General features: G+C 38.5%; 17 protein-coding genes. 11 read left to right on the plus strand and 6 right to left on the minus strand.

The annotated features are described in order from the left end of the window. Position 1 precedes the first annotated feature (1 nt). Together G9H65_RS06285 and ileS are read right to left on the minus strand one after the other, a co-directional pair. Complete coding sequence (locus G9H65_RS06285) at positions 2 to 1,408, minus strand: MBOAT family O-acyltransferase (RefSeq protein WP_166374496.1); 1,407 nt, start codon at positions 1,406 to 1,408, stop codon at positions 2 to 4. A gap of 6 nt (positions 1,409 to 1,414) precedes the next feature. Further along, the gene (ileS, locus tag G9H65_RS06290) at positions 1,415 to 4,816 is read right to left on the minus strand and encodes an isoleucine--tRNA ligase (protein ID WP_166374497.1); all 3,402 of its coding nucleotides are present in this window, start codon (positions 4,814 to 4,816) and stop codon (positions 1,415 to 1,417) included. Positions 4,817 to 4,988: 172 nt separating this feature from the next. Here ileS and G9H65_RS06295 point away from each other — a divergent pair, with 172 nt between their 5' ends. From G9H65_RS06295 to G9H65_RS06310, 4 genes are all read left to right on the plus strand, one after another. Then, the gene (locus G9H65_RS06295; protein WP_166374498.1) at positions 4,989 to 5,570 is read left to right on the plus strand and encodes a 5-formyltetrahydrofolate cyclo-ligase; all 582 of its coding nucleotides are present in this window, start codon (positions 4,989 to 4,991) and stop codon (positions 5,568 to 5,570) included. Between the two features lie 108 nt (positions 5,571 to 5,678). Further along, positions 5,679 to 6,146 carry a hypothetical protein gene (locus G9H65_RS06300; protein ID WP_166374499.1) on the plus strand — a complete coding sequence of 156 codons (468 nt, stop codon included), beginning with the start codon at positions 5,679 to 5,681 and terminating at the stop codon, positions 6,144 to 6,146. A gap of 10 nt (positions 6,147 to 6,156) precedes the next feature. Further along, positions 6,157 to 7,149, plus strand: coding sequence for an aspartate-semialdehyde dehydrogenase (locus tag G9H65_RS06305; protein ID WP_166374500.1), 993 nt, complete (start codon positions 6,157 to 6,159; stop codon positions 7,147 to 7,149). A gap of 34 nt (positions 7,150 to 7,183) precedes the next feature. Then, positions 7,184 to 7,900 carry a pyridoxine 5'-phosphate synthase gene (locus G9H65_RS06310; RefSeq protein WP_166374501.1) on the plus strand — a complete coding sequence of 239 codons (717 nt, stop codon included), beginning with the start codon at positions 7,184 to 7,186 and terminating at the stop codon, positions 7,898 to 7,900. 371 nt (positions 7,901 to 8,271) lie between these two features. On the opposite strand, the gene G9H65_RS06315 is transcribed toward G9H65_RS06310, so the two are convergent. Continuing rightward, positions 8,272 to 8,886 (minus strand): class I SAM-dependent methyltransferase, encoded by a 615-nt coding sequence (locus G9H65_RS06315; protein WP_166374502.1) that lies wholly within the window; start codon positions 8,884 to 8,886, stop codon positions 8,272 to 8,274. A gap of 227 nt (positions 8,887 to 9,113) precedes the next feature. Between G9H65_RS06315 and G9H65_RS06320 the strand changes: the two genes are divergently transcribed. The 6 genes from G9H65_RS06320 to G9H65_RS06345 all read left to right on the plus strand — a co-directional run bounded on the left by G9H65_RS06320 (position 9,114) and on the right by G9H65_RS06345 (position 12,405). Further along, on the plus strand, positions 9,114 to 9,713 hold the full coding sequence (locus tag G9H65_RS06320) for an RNA polymerase sigma factor (protein WP_166374503.1): 600 nt from the start codon (positions 9,114 to 9,116) through the stop codon (positions 9,711 to 9,713). Positions 9,714 to 9,953: 240 nt separating this feature from the next. Beyond that, on the plus strand, positions 9,954 to 10,604 hold the full coding sequence (nth, locus tag G9H65_RS06325; RefSeq protein WP_166374504.1) for an endonuclease III: 651 nt from the start codon (positions 9,954 to 9,956) through the stop codon (positions 10,602 to 10,604). Then, entirely contained in the window at positions 10,601 to 11,173 is a 573-nt protein-coding gene (gene pnuC / locus G9H65_RS06330; RefSeq protein ID WP_166374505.1) for a nicotinamide riboside transporter PnuC, read from the plus strand. Before nth ends, pnuC begins: the two co-directional genes overlap by 4 nt. A 156-nt stretch (positions 11,174 to 11,329) precedes the next feature. Continuing rightward, on the plus strand, positions 11,330 to 11,713 hold the full coding sequence (locus tag G9H65_RS06335; protein ID WP_166374506.1) for a TraR/DksA family transcriptional regulator: 384 nt from the start codon (positions 11,330 to 11,332) through the stop codon (positions 11,711 to 11,713). After that, complete coding sequence (locus G9H65_RS06340) at positions 11,714 to 12,067, plus strand: phage holin family protein (protein ID WP_262887525.1); 354 nt, start codon at positions 11,714 to 11,716, stop codon at positions 12,065 to 12,067. It begins immediately after the preceding gene. After that, positions 12,064 to 12,405: a hypothetical protein gene (locus tag G9H65_RS06345; RefSeq protein WP_166374508.1), complete on the plus strand. Its 342-nt coding sequence runs from the start codon at positions 12,064 to 12,066 to the stop codon at positions 12,403 to 12,405. Before G9H65_RS06340 ends, G9H65_RS06345 begins: the two co-directional genes overlap by 4 nt. Before the next feature lie 187 nt (positions 12,406 to 12,592). Here the strand turns inward: G9H65_RS06345 and prfB are convergent. Beyond that, positions 12,593 to 13,667 (minus strand): peptide chain release factor 2 gene (prfB, locus tag G9H65_RS06350; RefSeq protein WP_166374509.1). Its coding sequence is split into 2 segments (ribosomal slippage): positions 12,593 to 13,606 and positions 13,608 to 13,667, totalling 1,074 coding nucleotides; the frame shifts between segments, so codons are not numbered across the junction. 80 nt (positions 13,668 to 13,747) lie between these two features. Here prfB and lpdA point away from each other — a divergent pair. Next, positions 13,748 to 15,142 (plus strand): dihydrolipoyl dehydrogenase, encoded by a 1,395-nt coding sequence (gene lpdA / locus G9H65_RS06355; protein WP_166374510.1) that lies wholly within the window; start codon positions 13,748 to 13,750, stop codon positions 15,140 to 15,142. On the opposite strand, the gene G9H65_RS06360 is transcribed toward lpdA, so the two are convergent. Continuing rightward, the gene (locus G9H65_RS06360; RefSeq protein WP_166374511.1) at positions 15,137 to 15,763 is read right to left on the minus strand and encodes a 3-keto-disaccharide hydrolase; all 627 of its coding nucleotides are present in this window, start codon (positions 15,761 to 15,763) and stop codon (positions 15,137 to 15,139) included. The two genes, lpdA and G9H65_RS06360, sit on opposite strands and share 6 nt — an antisense overlap. Before the next feature lie 9 nt (positions 15,764 to 15,772). Then, the gene (locus G9H65_RS06365; protein ID WP_166374512.1) at positions 15,773 to 17,095 is read right to left on the minus strand and encodes a Gfo/Idh/MocA family protein; all 1,323 of its coding nucleotides are present in this window, start codon (positions 17,093 to 17,095) and stop codon (positions 15,773 to 15,775) included. Positions 17,096 to 17,202 lie beyond the last annotated feature (107 nt).

Here is a 17,202-nt window from a genome sequence, read left to right on the forward strand (position 1 = left end):
ATTAGAACTGGAAGTAGATAAATTGTTTTAAACTAAATACGCCTAAAAAATAAATAGCTAAGGCCAATAAACTAAACTGAAATAAAAATGGCCATGTTTGAGTTTTGCCTACTATTCTTTGACGATACTCCCACCAGCATAAGGAAATAATTAAGCAGATAGACAACACAATTTCATTGAAGTTTAAGGCAAGAGGTAAACCTACTGTTTTGCCCATAAATAGTGTTTGGAAGAACTGCTTCACTTCACTAAAATGCTTTAATCTAAAAAACACCCAGGCCAAAGTCACCAAAACAAAAGTCAATAGACGGTATGCCCATTGTACCCAAACCTGCTTTTGTGCCTCCGCGGCTAAACTAGGAAATACTCGATTCAAACTTAATCCAATAACTTGAAATAGCCCATGCAATGCTCCCCAAATGACAAAATTCCAACTTGCGCCATGCCAGATTCCTGATAATACAAACACCACCATGATGTTCAAATACCATTTTGGAATTGAAACACGGTTTCCTCCTAAGGAAAAATACACGTAATCTTTGAACCAAGTAGACAAAGAAATATGCCAGCGACGCCAAAACTCAGGCAACGATTTAGCAAAATAGGGGGCATTAAAATTATCCATCAGTTTAAATCCCATGACTCGCGCTGCACCGATGGCCACGTCGGAATATCCAGAAAAGTCACAATAAATCTGAAAGGAATAAAAGACTGCGGCTAGCGCCAAAGCTGCACTTGATTGATTGGGTATATTGGTATAAGTTGAATCCACCAAAAGAGCCAAGCGATCAGCGATGACTACCTTCTTAAAAATACCACTGGCCATTTGCAATAGTCCGGATTTTACTCGGTTCCAATCCCAGCTGTGTACCTCATAAAATTGATGCAATAAATTTTGAGGACGTTCAATAGGACCTGCTACCAACTGTGGGTAAAACATCACGTACAAACTATAAATCCCAAAATTTCTTTCTGCTTTTTGATGTCCACGATATACTTCAATGGTATAGCTCATGGCTTGAAAGGTATGAAAAGACAAGCCGATGGGTAAAATCATTTCCAACACAGGAAGCTGCACATGTGTCCCCAATTGCTCCGATAGCCAAACGATATTTTGGTCTATGAAATGATAGTATTTGAAAATAGCTAAAACACCTACATTGGCAGCCAAACTTACTGCCAAGAATAGCTTTTTTTGTAGCCCTTGGAAGCGTTCTAAATAGATTCCAGCAAAATAATCGATAACTATAGTGAACCCCAATATCCCTAAATACATGGGAACAAAAGCCATGTAAAAGTAGCAAGAGGCCGCTAAAAGCAGGAACCAACGAAACTTAGGTTGTATTAAAAAATAAGCACTGGTAATAATTCCAAAGAAGACTAAAAACTGCAAGGAATTGAATACCATAGCTTCTTATTTATGAACCTTCACCTTAACGGATAATGTTGTATCATCCATAGAAATTTCAGATGCTTGATCTAAACTATCTTTCCAATTGATGCTCAATGCTTGAACCTCCTGACAGATATAGGCCGCAAATTCTTGAATACTTTCTTCCCAAGCCACGTCCCCTTTCAACACGTCGATGTTGATTTTATCCACCACATCAAATCCTGAATCCTTTCTAAGATTTTGAATACGGTTAACAAATTCACGTGCCATACCCTCGCGGACCAAAGATGGACTCAATTGACTGTCCAAAGCAATCGTTAACCCAGAATCACTGGCTGTTAGGTAGCCTGGCATATCCTCCGTTAAAATTTCCACATCCGATAATTCAATGGAAAAATTACTCAACAAAATAGTGCCTTGAGCCTCCAGCACTTGTAAGTTTTCTGCCGTCATGGAGCTAATTGCCTCCGCTACGGACTTCATATCTTTACCAAACTTAGGTCCTAAAGCTTTAAAATTAGGCTTTACTTTTTTGCTCAATACACCAGCAGCATCGTCCAAATAATTGACTTGCTTGACATTTACTTCCGATTTAATCAAATCTTCCACCCGACGAATTTGGTCACGAACCTGTTCTTGTAAAACAGGTACCAACACTTGAGCCAATGGCTGACGTACTTTTAATTTATGTACTTTACGAATGGAATGTACCAAGGAACAAATGCGCTGAGCCAAATCCATGGATGCCTCCAATGCTGGATTCTCCCAAGCAGGATTTACCTGAACAAAATCCGTCAAGTGAACAGATTCTTTGTTACTTAAATTCTTGAATAACCAATCCCCGTAAAAAGGTGCAATGGGTGACATCAATTGAGCTACTGTTTCTAAACAAGTATATAAAGTTTGGTAAGCTGCTTGCTTGTCTGGGTTGATTCCTTTTTCGGTAGACTCTGGATTCCAGAATCTTCTTCTTGAAAGTCTTACGTACCAGTTCGACAAATGATCACACACAAAATCTTGAATGGCACGACCCGCTTTGGTAGGCTCATATGAGGCATAAGCTTCGTCTACTTCTTGAATCAAATGCATCAATTTGGATAATACCCATCGATCTAATTCCGTTAAATTTGCTTCCTCCAATGGATTCGATTTAGGATCAAAACCATCCAAATTAGCATATAAAGCAAAGAAATTATAGGTATTGGTTAAGGTGCCAAAAAACTTATTTCTCACCTCTGTAATACCCGCCAAATCAAATTTTAGGTTATCCCAAGGTTGGGCATTGGTAATCATATACCAACGTGTTGGATCAGCTCCATATTTTTTCAAGGTTTCAAATGGATCTATGGCATTGCCCAATCGCTTGGACATTTTATTTCCATTTTTATCCAAGACTAAACCAGTTGAAACTACATTTTTAAAGGCTACGGAATCTTCCACCATGCTCGAAATAGCATGTAATGTAAAGAACCAGCCACGGGTTTGATCGACGCCTTCCGAAATAAAATCAGCTGGATATGATTCTTTAAATACCTCTTGATTCTCAAATGGATAATGCCATTGGGCAAAAGGCATCGCTCCTGAATCAAACCATACATCAATCAAATCCAATTCACGAGACAAGACAGCTCCTGATTCACTCACTAAATATACTTGATCCACAAAAGGACGGTGAAGATCAGCTGTTCCTGCTTGTATCGCAGCTATAAAATCTTGATTCCCTTTAACTTGCTCAGCATTTAATTTACCTGAAGTTAAAGCCTTTTCCAATTCAGAAGTCAACTGTTCCAAAGAACCAATACAGATTTCCTCTGACCCATCTTCTGTTCTCCAAATAGGCAAAGGTGTACCCCAATAACGGGAGCGTGAAAGATTCCAATCCACTAAATTTTCTAACCAGTTACCAAAGCGACCTGTTCCCGTAGATTCAGGTTTCCATTGAATGGTTTGGTTCAAAGCGATCAACTTATCTTTGACTGCCGTGGTTTTGATAAACCAGGAGTCTAAAGGATAGTATAAAACAGGTTTATCCGTCCTCCAACAATGTGGATAAGGGTGATCAAATTTCTGTACGTTGAAGGCTTTATTTTCCGTTTTTAACTGAATGGCTATGCGCTCATCCACCGACAAATACTTATCTCTACCTTGCTTGATTCTTGCTTGTTCTTTCTCTTCTTCGGTCAGGTAAGCTTCTTTAACTGGCTCCAATGCATAATCACTTACTTCCTCTACAAATTGTCCTTGACGATTCACCAAGGGCACTTCTTTACCATTGATATCTAGGACCATGATCGCTGGAATGCCATTTTGCTGAGCTACACGGAAGTCATCTGCACCAAAAGTTGGAGCCGTATGAACCATACCTGTTCCATCTTCGGTCGTCACAAAATCCCCTAAAATCACCCGAAATGCCGGTGTAGCAGGTTGCACATAAGGCATCAATTGCTCGTATTCAATTCCTTCTAAATCCGCACCCTTACATTCTCCCATGATTTGATAGGGAATGGCTTGAGGTTTTTTCTCAGCTGCTTCATAAGCTGCAAAGTCTCCATTTTCTGCCGCCGAATGGAAATAGTTTTTGACTAAATCCTTAGCTAAAACCACATGAACAGGAAGAAAAGTATAGGGGTTAAATGTCCTAACTAATACATAGGTTATACCTTTCCCAGCTGTTAAGGCAGAGTTGGATGGTAAAGTCCAAGGGGTGGTAGTCCAAGCCAATAAATAGACTGGATTTCCTTGACTTAATTCAAACAAAAATTGAGATTTTTGACTTTGAATTGCTTTAAATTGAGCCGTTAGGGAAGTATCTTTCACATCACGGTAACAGCCCGGTTGATTTAATTCATGAGAGGAAAGACCCGTACCCGCAGCAGGTGAATAAGGTTGAATGGTATAACCTTTATACAACAATCCTTTGTCGTACAGGCGCTTTAACAAATTCCAAACACTTTCAATATAGGGGGTTTGATATGTCACATAGGGATTTTCAAGATCTACCCAATAACCCATCTTTTCTGTCAAATCATTCCATTGCCCTGTAAATTTCATGACCGTTTCACGGCACTTTTGATTGTATTCTTCAACACTTATTTTCTTACCAATGTCTTCTTTGGTGATACCCAATTCTTTTTCCACTTGCAATTCCACAGGCAAACCATGCGTATCCCAGCCTCCTTTGCGTTTTACTTGTTTCCCTTTAAGTGTTTGGTATCGACAAAAAATATCTTTGATGGCGCGCGCCATGACGTGGTGAATCCCAGGAGTACCATTAGCGGAAGGTGGCCCTTCATAAAAAGTAAAGCTTGGATGACCAGCACGTGTGGAAATCGATTTCTCAAAAATCTGCTCTTGATTCCAGAAATTTAAAATCTCATCGGCAACTTGCGCGTAATCTAAATTTTTGTATTCCTTGAATTTCACGTGTAAAGGGGATTTAATAGTATATGCTAGGCAAAATTGAGGCAAAAATAGTAAAATTTGGGCTGAAATCGTAATGTCATTGCCTTCCCTATCCAATTAATCTGTTTTATTTAGATGGGCCTTTTCCTTTGATTTTATGCCATTATTAACCTAATTTGTTTTCAGTCGATGTATGAAAAAGCTTGAAATAAGAAATAAACACCTTGCCCTTAGAAAATCCTGGACTCAGGAAGAATGGCAGATGCGTCATGAACAATTACATCAACAGGTATTAAGTTATCTCAAATCCCTTCCAAAAGGGACAATAGTTTTTAGCTTTCAATCCATAGAAGGAAAGAGGGAAGTTGATACACAGCTTATTCATGAAACCATTGCCCATTCTCCTTATGAATTTCAATTGGCTTTCCCCCGAGTAGAAGGTGAAGGAAAAATGTCGGCCTATTTGGTACATGAAAAAACTTCTTGGATTAGATCGGCTTGGGGGATATTAGAACCAGACCCCATATCGGCAAAAAAAATAGAACCCAATGAAATACAAGTTGTTTTAGTCCCACTTATTGGGTTTGATTTACAAGGTCATCGAGTAGGGTTTGGTAAAGGGTTTTATGATCGCTTTTTGTCACAATGTCAACCAAACTGTTTAAAAATTGGCTTAAGCTTGGAGGGGCCAGTTCAGCAAATTGATGATCTTCATGCATTTGATATTGCCTTAGATGTAATCATCAGCTCTGAAAGACTTTATACCATTCATTGAATTAGTCCAAAAATTCCTTTCTTGTTCGAGATTTAAGCCCTAATTTTGCGTTCCAATAAACATTTTTCTGTGAAAATCAGGCTATTAATGATGTTTTACGTTTGTTTCATGACCCTTACTTTAATGGGGCAAGAAGAAGTAAAACCGAAGTTATATCCTATTGAACAGACTGAAGGTGGTTGGAACAAAAAATATACCTATAAAAGACAAATTATAGAAAGCCCGTTGGCCTTGCAAATACCTTTATTGGAGGCAAGAGACCCTGAAGTGAGTTATGAATTTTTGACCTACAAACGTCAAAAAAGAAGTGTAGAAATTATTTCTGCTTTCACCACAGGATTTTCTGTCTATACATTTTTGAGTAAAGGACAGGTATCTGAAGGCTTATATTGGACAGTGGTGGGTAGTGCTGCAGTACTTAATTTATACCTAGGCACAGTGAGCATCAAGCATTTCAAGAAAGCATTGAAACGCTATAATGAGTTATCGCAAACAGATAGTAAAATCAGTTTGCAAATCAATTCTCATGGAAGCTCTGGGGCTTCTTTGGGATTAGCATGGAATTATCAATTTTAACGATTATACAATGAAAGTTGCAGTAGTGGGCGCCACAGGCTTAGTTGGCGGTGAAATCTTAAAAGTATTAGCGGAAAGAAATTTCCCGGTTAGCGAATTAATTCCGGTGGCATCGGAGCGCTCAATCGGCAAAAAAGTTAGTTTTAAAGGCAAAGAGTACGAGGTTGTTGGTTTTGACACAGCGATTGCCATGAAACCTAATGTGGCTATTTTCTCGGCAGGTGGAGGAACATCCCTAGCTATTGCTCCTAAATTTGCAGAAGCTGGCATTACTGTAGTCGATAATTCATCCGCATGGAGAATGGACCCAACCAAAAAATTGGTGGTTCCGGAAATCAATGCATCTACTTTGACTCCTGAAGACAAAATCATTGCAAACCCTAATTGCTCGACCATTCAAATGGTGGTAGTGATGAACCCTTTGCATAAAAAATATAAAATCAAGCGTGTCGTGGTTTCTACGTACCAATCTGTTACTGGTACAGGGAAAGCTGCTGTAGATCAATTGTTCAATGAGCGTGCTGGTAAAACAGAATATGACAAAGTTTACCCTCATAAGATAGACTTGAACGTATTGCCGCATATCGACGTATTTTTAGATAATGGCTATACCAAAGAGGAGATGAAAATGGTCAATGAGACCAAAAAAATCATGATGGATGATTCCATTCAGGTAACAGCTACTACGGTACGTATTCCAACCATAGGTGGTCATTCCGAATCTGTCAATATTGAATTTGAAAATGATTTTGATTTAGATGAGGTAAGAAGTTTACTGGCACAAGAAGAAGGGGTGATTGTACAAGATGATCCTAAGAATTTCTTGTATCCAATGCCCATCACAGCTCATGGAAAAGATGAGGTATTCGTGGGAAGAATTCGTCGCGATGAAACTCAGCCAAACACCTTAAATCTGTGGATTGTGGCAGATAATTTAAGAAAAGGAGCCGCAACCAATGCCGTGCAAATTGCGGAATATTTGGCCAAGCATCAATTAATTTAATAGAATGGCCGGTTTATCCGGCCTTTTTTATGATATGACTAGACTCAGCGTAAACATTAATAAAATTGCTACTCTCCGAAATTCGCGTGGAGGGAACAATCCAGATTTAATTCAGGTGGCTTTAGATTGTGAACGATTTGGAGCAGAAGGGATCACGGTACATCCTAGACCTGATGAAAGACATATTCGATATGCTGATGTCCATGCTTTAAAAAAAGTCATACAAACCGAATTCAATATTGAAGGAAATCCTTTAGAAGAAAAATTTGTTGAGTTGGTGCTGTCCGTTAGACCTGAACAAGTAACCTTAGTGCCCGATGCTCTTGGTCAAATCACTTCCAATCATGGCTGGGATACGGTAAAACATCAAGATTTACTGATTCGACTCATCGCACCTTTCAAGGCGGCGGGTATTCGTACATCCATTTTTGTGGATCCGATTTTAGAAATGGTTGAGGCCGCCAAAACCACCGGAGCTGATCGCATTGAACTATATACAGAACCTTTTGCTGAGGATTTTCCAAATCACCCCACGCAGGCTGTTACTGCTTACAGAAAAGCAGCCTTTAGGGCTCATCAATTGGGCTTGGGAGTAAATGCTGGCCATGATTTAAGTTTGGAAAATTTGGCATTTTTTAAAGCGAATGTTCAACCATTGGATGAAGTATCCATTGGGCATGCCTTGATTTGCGATGCGCTATATTATGGCTTAGAAAATACGATACAGCTTTATAAAAGACAGTTGAGTTAGGACATTTCTGTTATTTAAAGCGTCCTTTAAACAACAAAAACATCCATTAAAAATGATTGAATCTAAAAAATTCATCATTCTAGATTAAAAGCGGTTAGGCATTCGAAAGAACACCTAGCTAATCATCAGCTAATCAGCCTTTGCTGATTTCCTGTTCCTTGTAGTGCAAAATTGAAGATATTTAAAAGAAATCAACTTGCGTTATATCAATAAATAATATTGCTCCCCATCAATTTTTTAAAGTAATTTTTTTATAAACCGCACAAAATCAACGAGTTAAATTAAAAAAATATTTGTTATAGTTTATCGAGTATATGATAAAAAAGGGGCAATCTATCGATTGCCCCTTTTCACTAACTAGTAACTGACGATTAATCTCTTTGGCCTGTCAAAACTACAGCGCCACCTGCCACTGACAATTTGATGGCAGCTACTTTTCCGTCTGTTCTGGAGAAAATAATATCCGCATCATAACCTTGAATGGTCGCTGTATACACATCAGCATCTTTAGAAGGTTTTAATTCTGCTGGCTCAGCACCACCTGCATCAGAGGATAAGAAAAGCTTCCCTTCTTTGGCGGCAATTAAAATTTTCTTCACATATTCATTTTCTGCCATTTTAAATGACCCAGCATATTCATCTCCTGCTGATTTTGTCATTTCCTTTTGACCTGCTAAAACTTGTCCTTGAGCATCAATTTTAATCACACTCACTTGGCCATTTACGCGCTCAAATGTGATGGTAGCACCCATACTTTCCAATACAAATTCATCCGCTTTTTTACCTACAGCTAATTCTGAATCTGGGAAACCTTCGGCAGACATCACTAATTTTCCATCTTTGGGAGTCAATTTTACTGACTTAACATAAGGATTATCTTGTAATTTATAATTACCAGCATAATCTGTTACAGCTGTCTGTGCATCAGCCGTAAAAGCAAAAAATGCCAACGATAGTCCAATGGCAATATTTTTCATTTTTTTCATTGGGTGTTAATTTTGGTTTGTTTGACAAATCTAATAAAAAATGATGCTTGCATAACTCATGTAAGCTTGAAATGACAAAAAAAAATATTTAAAATTTTATATCAATTACGGTGAAGCATTTTGATTTATAAAAGTTTTATTTACTTTTGAACCGAAATCAATTCGCCAACCAAACAATAGGAGACCCTGCATGAGATAAAACTCTACGTTAACAATTTTGAATTTTTATGATCAAAAATCAAGTTAACGATGCAGCGTTGGTATCAGCGTACATCCAAGGCAACGACCAAGCGTTTGAAACGTTGGTTAAAAGAAGTAAATCAAAAGTTTACACGACCCTCTACTTAATCGTTAAAGATCGCTACATCGCAGAAGATCTTTTGCAGGAAACTTATATCAAAGCAATCGATGTATTAAAGTCGGGCCGCTACAATGAAGAAGGCAAATTTCTGCCTTGGGTTGTTCGAATAGCCCATAATTTAGCCATTGATTATTTCAGGAAAGACAAAAGGTATCCGACCATCGTCTTGGAAGATGGATCTAAAGTTTTCAACAGTTTTGAATTTGCAGAAGATTCTGCAGAGGAGATACAATTAAAAGAGGATCAAATCGTTAATATCAGAGAATTAATTAAAAAACTGCCTGATGAACAACGAGAGGTCCTTGTGATGCGTCATTACGAAGAATTAAGTTTCCAAGAAATAGCGGCACAAACTCAAGTTAGCATCAATACGGCCTTAGGAAGAATGCGATATGCATTGATCAACCTAAGAAAAATGCTAGAAAAACAAGAGAATGCCTATGACGCAAAAATTTACCACAAATGACCTAGTCAAAACCCTTTATGAACCCCAGTCAGGGTTTTCAATAGTTTTAAGCTTGGAAGATCAATCGGAATTGGCTTCCCTCCAAAAGGTCAAATTGTCACTAGACAATGCCCTACTAGAACCTCCTAGTAGAACCATAGAAGCTATTTTAGCCTATTCAAAGCATCAGATGCCCATTCAATCCTAATGGATGGGCATCCAGCCTTGAAATTTTTCTTACCTTTGTAGAAAGTCATTTTCATGCAAAGAAAAGAACGATTTCAAGCATTTGTAGATCATTTTTCCAGCTCTTTTCCAGAGGCAGAAACCGAATTACACTACAGTAATCCTTACGAATTATTAGTGGCTGTGGTCCTGTCTGCACAATGTACGGACAAACGTATTAATCAAGTAACTCCTGCTCTTTTCCAACGATTCCCTAGTCCTAAAGAATTAGCCGAATCCAGTGTCGATGAAATATTCAATTACATTCGGTCTGTTTCTTATCCAAACAATAAAGCCAAGCATTTATTGGGTTTGGGTCAAAAACTAATAGATTCATTTCAAGGAGAAGTTCCAGAATCCTTGGAAGATTTGCAAACACTTCCGGGCGTTGGCCGAAAAACAGCCAATGTCATTGCATCGGTGATCTACAACCAACCTGCCATGGCGGTGGATACGCATGTCTATCGAGTATCAAGAAGATTAGGATTAGTCCCACAGACTGCCACTACTCCATTAAAAGTGGAGCAAATCTTGGTTAAAAACCTTCCTGATGAAGTGATTGCCCGGGCGCATCATTGGTTAATATTACATGGCCGATACATTTGTTTGGCTAGAAAACCCATGTGCTCTACTTGCCAGATCAGTCATTTTTGTGCCTACTTTGAAAAAAATAAGCCCAAAGCATGATCATTCAATGGATTCAAGAGAATATCTGGGAGTTTAGTGGGATTATTTGCTCCCTATTGGGAGTCTATTTTTCTATCAAACAGCAGTTAGCAGCCTGGATTTGGAATATCCTCGGATCTATTTTATTTGGTATATTATTTTATCAGCATGGCTTGTACTCCGATATGGAATTACAAGTTTTTTTTATTGCCATGGGAATATATGGCTTTTATCAATGGAGGAAAGAAGAGCCAAATTGGAAGGCTGAAAAAAGTAGTAACCAACTACTCATCCTAGGAATCACATTAGCCATCATTTATGGTTTGGTAGTCGGGTTTCTTCATAGCCGTCTAACTAATTTGGTTTCATTTGCCTACCTAGATGCTACTTTAACAGGACTTAGCATTTTCGGAACCTGGTTAGCAATTAACAAAAAAATAGAAAATTGGACACTTTGGATCATCATTGATGCAATCTATGTATTGATGTATATACAGAAAGCACTTTGGGGAACCAGCTTACTTTATGTGCTATTTATCTTGCTGGCTATCAGAGGACTAAATCAATGGAAAAAGAATTTTAAATCCTAAAAATTTAAATTCAATTTTATATAATAATTATCTATTTCAAATAGATAAATTTATATTTGTGCTACCATTATAAGAAACGAAACTAAATCACTGATTAACAAATACTTGCATAGGCAAAATATTTATTCAACATTCAGATTAAGCATTATTTAGAACATGGGAAACGAAGAAAAGCAAAGGTATTCAGCGGAAGAATTAAAGGAATTTGAAGATATTATTCTTAAAAAACTAGAAGAAACTAAAGCAGAGTTAACGTATTTGAGAGAAACGTTAAGTAAGAAAAATGATCCAGGTACAGACGATACTGCAGGAAATTCCAAAGTAATGGAAGATGGTGCAGATACGGCCGAAAAAGAAAACATGAACCAATTGGCCGTTCGCCAACAGAAGTTTGCTGGCAACTTAGAAAAAGCACTTATGCGAATTAAAAATGGCACCTACGGAATTTGCGTGGAAAGTGGCAAATTAATTTCCAAAGAGAGATTGCGTTTGGTTCCTCACACACAACATTCGATTGAGGCTAAACTTAAACAAAAATAAATGGGATTTTTCGATAACAATAGGTTAATCGATCTCTTGAGTAATTACCTCAAGACTCAATTCGAATTGGTGAAGTTAGACATCCAAGAACGAATCGAAGAACTATTGACTCGAATTTTCACCTTTTTACTAACTGCTTTTGCGGTATTAATTACCCTGTTTTTTGCCTTAATGGGCTTAGCCAACTTTTTAAATGAATGGTTAAAAAGTGCTTATTGGGGATATTTAATAGTGGCTGGATTCAGCACGATTGTCAGTTTAATTTTACTGAGTAATCTCAAAAAACAAGGTAAAAAAGAAGAAGAAATAGAGGAAATCATTCCCCAAGAAACAGAAGAAGAGATCGAATCATGAGCCGAGCAAAAAGCAAGAAAGAAGATTTAATCGCCCAAGCAGAGATCTATGAAAAAGAACTTTCAGAAGAAGTGGGTGAAATAAAACAACAAATCAAAGAAAAAGGAAGCCAGGCCCTACTTATAGGTGGAGTGTTGTTGGGTTCCTACTTACTATATTCTTTACTATCAGGCTCTGAGAAAAAATCAAAATTAGACACCAAAGAAGGCAGTTCATTCCTAGGTGGGGCCATTAAATCATATGCCATCGCTTTAGCGCTTTCCTTAGCAAAAGATAAACTTGTTGAATTTCTTCAGCAGTTGGAAGAAAATAATCAAGAAGTTACAAATAAAAAATAAGGGCGTTCGGTAATTTTGACTTGACATTTAGATTTGACAACTTTTGAAAAGTTGTCAAATCTACCTGAACCACCACGTATCTACCTGAACCACCACGTATCTACCTGAACCACTCCGAATCTACCCAAATCCTCTTGAATCTTCCCGAATCCGATTGATATAAGATCAAACTATTACAATCTGGTATTTAATTACCCATCAAAAACGCCTTTATGAACTCATTAATCTCGCCATCCAATACAGCGTCTGTATTGGAAGTTTGATGGTTTGTTCGGTGATCTTTCACTCGTCTATCATCCAATACATAACTTCGGATCTGAGAACCCCACTCAATTTTTTTCTTACCTGCTTCCACTTCAGCTCTTGCCGCATTTCGCTTATCAATCTCAATTTGGTATAATTTTGATTTCAATAAACGTAAAGCCACTTCCTTATTTTGTAATTGTGATCTTTCTTGCTGACAAGCAATAATAATACCCGAAGGCCTGTGAGTTAAACGTACTGCCGTTTCCACCTTATTGACATTCTGTCCTCCAGCACCTCCGGAACGAAAAGTATCCCAATCAATATCTGCTGGATTCACATCAATTTCAATGGAATCATCAGCAAGTGGATAGACATACACAGAGGCAAAAGAGGTATGTCGACGAGCATTGGAATCAAAAGGTGAAATTCGGACTAAACGATGAACCCCATTTTCGGACCTTAAATTTCCGTAGGCAAATTCCCCTTCAATTTCGATGGTCACGGATTTTAAACCCGCAACATCTCCATCATTGGAATCCACCAAACGAACTTTGAAACCATTCTTTTCTGCCCACATGGAATACATGCGCAGTAACATGCTTGCCCAATCTTGTGACTCTGTTCCACCTGCTCCCGCATTGATCTCTATGACGGCGCTCATTTGATCGCCTTCTTCTGACATCATTTTACGGAACTCCAAAGCCTCTAGCTTTTCTTCTAATTTGGCTCCCTCTTGATCTACCTCTATTTCAGTCGCATCGCCTGACTCATAGAACTCCCAAATGGTTTCTAAATCATCCATGGAAGATTTAAGTTTGTCGAAACCCTCCGTCCAAAATTTTAAGCCCCGCATTTCTCGCATGGTACTTTCCGCTTTGTCTGGATTATTCCAAAACTCGGGATCCAAGGTCACTGTTTCCAATTCGGAAATCAAATATTTTTTGTGATCGTAGTCAAAGATACCTCCTTAAAGCCTCTATTCTGGCTTTCAGGTCATTGAACCTGTCTTTTGTCATACCTAAATGTGTAATTAAGCTACAAATATACCCGCTTTTGTGCTAAATTGCGGACAAATTCATTTAATTCAAGCAATACAATGGCGCAACAATACGATTTAATCGTGGTAGGATCAGGCCCGGGAGGGTATGTAGCCGCGATACGAGCTTCTCAATTAGGCTTAAAATGTGCAGTCGTGGAAAAAGAATCTCTAGGCGGAATCTGCCTAAACTGGGGTTGTATCCCCACAAAAGCACTTTTAAAATCTGCTCAGGTTTTTGAATACATCAAACATGCTGCTGATTATGGTATAACCGTAAAAGGAGCAGAAGCCGATTTTAACGCAGTAATTCAACGCTCACGCGGAGTTGCGGATAGCATGAGTAAAGGCGTTCAGTTTTTGATGAAAAAAAACAAAATCGATGTGATCATGGGTTTTGGAAAAATCAAGCCTGGGAAAAAAGTAGAGGTAACGGATGCTGACGGCAAATCAACCATCTACGAAGCAAAAAACGTGATGATTGCAACCGGTGCACGTGCTAGAGCTTTACCAAACATCCCAATTGATGGAGAAAAAGTAATCGAATACCGCAAAGCAATGAGCCTTAGTAAAAGACCAGATTCGATGGTAATTATTGGTTCTGGAGCTATTGGAGTTGAGTTTGCCTATGTATATGCCGCCATGGGAACCAAAATAACCATTGTGGAATTTCTTCCTAACGTGGTTCCTGTGGAAGATGAGGATGTATCCAAAGAATTGGCTAAACAATACAAAAAAATGGGTATCGATATCTTGACGAATTCAAGTGTTGAGAAAGTAGATACCAAAGGAAAAGGATGCAAAGTTTCTATTAAAACTCCAACTGGTAATCAAGAAATCGAATGTGATATCGTATTATCGGCAGCTGGTGTAATAGCTAACTTAGAAAACATAGGTTTAGAAGAAGTTGGCATCATCGTTGACAAAGGTAAAATCCCTGTTAACGCATGGTACGAAACCAACATGCCAGGCTATTTTGCCATTGGTGATGTTACCCCTGGTCCAGCTTTAGCGCACGTTGCTTCTGCAGAAGGGATTATTTGTGTAGAAAAAATTGCAGGACATAAAACTGAAGCTTTAGATTATACTAATATCCCAGGATGTACTTACTGTACTCCAGAGATTGCATCTGTAGGTATGACGGAAAAGAAAGCTAAGGAAGCAGGTTACGATATTAAAGTAGGTAAATTCCCATTTGTTGCATCAGGAAAAGCCACCGCAGCTGGTGCTCGCGATGGCTTTGTGAAAGTTATCTATGATGCTAAATACGGCGAACTACTTGGTGCTCACATGATCGGTTATAACGTAACAGAACTAATTGCAGAAGCGGTTGTCGTTCGTAAATTAGAAAGTACTGCTTATGAAATCATGAAGTCAGTACACCCTCACCCGACCATTTCTGAAGCATTTAAAGGTGCAACAGAAGCGGCCTATGGTGAAGCCGTAGATTTATAGAAGTCGAACTTTAATCGACTTATACATTACTTTAGATTTGGGATCATGTGCTTGAATAGCGATGGTCCCATTTTTTATTAGTCGTAATTCCTGGCCTTTATTTCTTAATGGACTAGCTGGTTGGGTATAATCCACAACAGTGATTCCGTTAAGTTTAGTCACAATCCGATTTCCTTTGACCGTGACTACCATGTCATACCATTCATTATCCTTCACGTACACCTCGGCACAATCCACCACATTATATAAACTAGCCGATCTTCTCCAATCTGTGTGAGAATTGTTTACCTGAATCTCATAACCTTGTTTAGGCCATTCGCTAGGCAAAAAGTCCGTATGTACATATAATCCAGAGTTTGCTCCTGGAAAAGTCATAATACGAGCTTGAACTTCAAAATCTTTGAAATTATGGTTATTAAATGCCCCATCATAGTACAAATGCGCGCGCATTCCTTCCACCACTAAATTACCATCTTCTACCCGAAAGGATTCTGGTCTTTCACTTGCCTTCCATCCATCTAAGGTTTTACCATCAAATAATTCAACCCATTTCCCTTTTTGAGAGAAACCTACGTTACAAGCCAAAAGGCCTAACATCATTGTCAATACAATCTTTTTCATATTCATTGTTTAAATTTTAATTCCCCAAGTTTTGTTCAATTTTCTTCCTAATAAGGCATTCGCGTCAGCATCGTTAAATTTCTCCGATTTTGGATTCCATTCCAAAGATTTATTCACAGCATAAGCAATGTTTCCAATGTTACAAACGGAAGCTGTTCGGTGTCCTACTTCTACATCACAAATAGGCATCGTTCTATTGCGTATCGCCTGAATAAAGTCTACATAATGGTTTTCACTTTTATACACATGCTTTTCATTTGGCCCTATAACGCGATCTTTCAACTCTGGCTTAGAAGTCTCCAGTTTTTTTCTGGCGCTTCGTAAAGTGCCTTCTGTACCAACAAATTCCACACCACTATTCCATTCCCATGGTTGATGCGTCATCGTAATACCATTGGCATATGTATAGGTTAAATAAGGCTGATCTTTGCCTTGTGGAGCACTTACTTTCACAGGTCCAGACTGATCCATATCCAATGCCCATTGCACTATATCAAACATATGCGCTCCCCAATCCGTCATACCGCCTCCGCCAAACTCTTTGTATTTTCTCCAATTGGGAAAAACGTCTTGCGTAATAGGTGGAGCTAATTCCGTATTAAAAGCAACAGCTTCATTAGGTCCTAACCATTTTTCAAAATCTAATCCCTCCGGAATGGATTGAGCTGGTAATTGATAAGCCTCTGGTGGAGGTCCAACATTAACTTTGATGGATTTTACTTCACCAATATATCCATTACGGATTAATTCTACTGCTTGACGAAACTCCGGCCAGGAACGCTGCATACTTCCGGTTTGAAATACACGCTTATGCTTACGAGCAGCATTCACCATGGCTCGGCCTTCTTTCACTGTCAATGAAAGTGGTTTTTCACAGTAAATATCCTTTCCCGCTTCCGCAGCTCGAACGGCCATGGCTGCATGCCAATGGTCAGGCGTTGCAATAACAACGGCATCCACATTTTTAGATGCTAATAATTCGCGATAATCTTGATAAACGGGAATCGCAGCATAGGCTCCCCAAGAAGGATTTTTAGCATAATTTTCTTTGACACGGTCCAAGAATAAATTAGCCTTGGCTTGGTAAACTTCGCTGATAGCGCTGATTCTTACTTGGCCTGTCGACAAAAAAGAGTTCGACAATCCCCGTCCTTGCTTTCCAGTTCCGATAAATCCTAAATTAAGTACATCACTAGGAGCGAGATATGAACTTCCATCAGGACGCTTACCTCCTAGCACATGCCTGGGAACAATCATGATTGAACCAAAGGCCAAACTGGCTTTTGAAAGAAAATCCCTCCGATTTAAGCCATCGTTATTTTTATTTTTCATTTTCAAATAGGTTAATTAATTGGCATAAATGTAAACGAATTTCACCAAATAAAAAACCTTATCTGTCTGCTTTCAAGGTAAATAAAATCAAATTTTTTTATGAAAAA

Source organism: Aquirufa ecclesiirivi (genome assembly GCF_011250515.1).
GTDB classification, from domain to species: Bacteria; Bacteroidota; Bacteroidia; order Cytophagales; family Spirosomataceae; genus Aquirufa; species Aquirufa ecclesiirivi.

Coding starts and splice junctions, on each gene's coding strand:
- G9H65_RS06285 (WP_166374496.1), bottom strand. CDS start 1,408: ATGGTATTCAATTCCTTGCAGTTTTTAGTCTTCTTTGGAATTATTACC.
- G9H65_RS06295 (WP_166374498.1), top strand. CDS start 4,989: ATGAAAAAGCTTGAAATAAGAAATAAACACCTTGCCCTTAGAAAATCC.
- G9H65_RS06300 (WP_166374499.1), top strand. CDS start 5,679: ATGACCCTTACTTTAATGGGGCAAGAAGAAGTAAAACCGAAGTTATAT.
- G9H65_RS06305 (WP_166374500.1), top strand. CDS start 6,157: ATGAAAGTTGCAGTAGTGGGCGCCACAGGCTTAGTTGGCGGTGAAATC.
- G9H65_RS06310 (WP_166374501.1), top strand. CDS start 7,184: ATGACTAGACTCAGCGTAAACATTAATAAAATTGCTACTCTCCGAAAT.
- G9H65_RS06315 (WP_166374502.1), bottom strand. CDS start 8,886: ATGAAAAAAATGAAAAATATTGCCATTGGACTATCGTTGGCATTTTTT.
- G9H65_RS06320 (WP_166374503.1), top strand. CDS start 9,114: ATGATCAAAAATCAAGTTAACGATGCAGCGTTGGTATCAGCGTACATC.
- nth (WP_166374504.1), top strand. CDS start 9,954: ATGCAAAGAAAAGAACGATTTCAAGCATTTGTAGATCATTTTTCCAGC.
- pnuC (WP_166374505.1), top strand. CDS start 10,601: ATGATCATTCAATGGATTCAAGAGAATATCTGGGAGTTTAGTGGGATT.
- G9H65_RS06335 (WP_166374506.1), top strand. CDS start 11,330: ATGGGAAACGAAGAAAAGCAAAGGTATTCAGCGGAAGAATTAAAGGAA.
- G9H65_RS06340 (WP_262887525.1), top strand. CDS start 11,714: ATGGGATTTTTCGATAACAATAGGTTAATCGATCTCTTGAGTAATTAC.
- G9H65_RS06345 (WP_166374508.1), top strand. CDS start 12,064: ATGAGCCGAGCAAAAAGCAAGAAAGAAGATTTAATCGCCCAAGCAGAG.
- lpdA (WP_166374510.1), top strand. CDS start 13,748: ATGGCGCAACAATACGATTTAATCGTGGTAGGATCAGGCCCGGGAGGG.
- G9H65_RS06360 (WP_166374511.1), bottom strand. CDS start 15,763: ATGAAAAAGATTGTATTGACAATGATGTTAGGCCTTTTGGCTTGTAAC.
- G9H65_RS06365 (WP_166374512.1), bottom strand. CDS start 17,095: ATGAAAAATAAAAATAACGATGGCTTAAATCGGAGGGATTTTCTTTCA.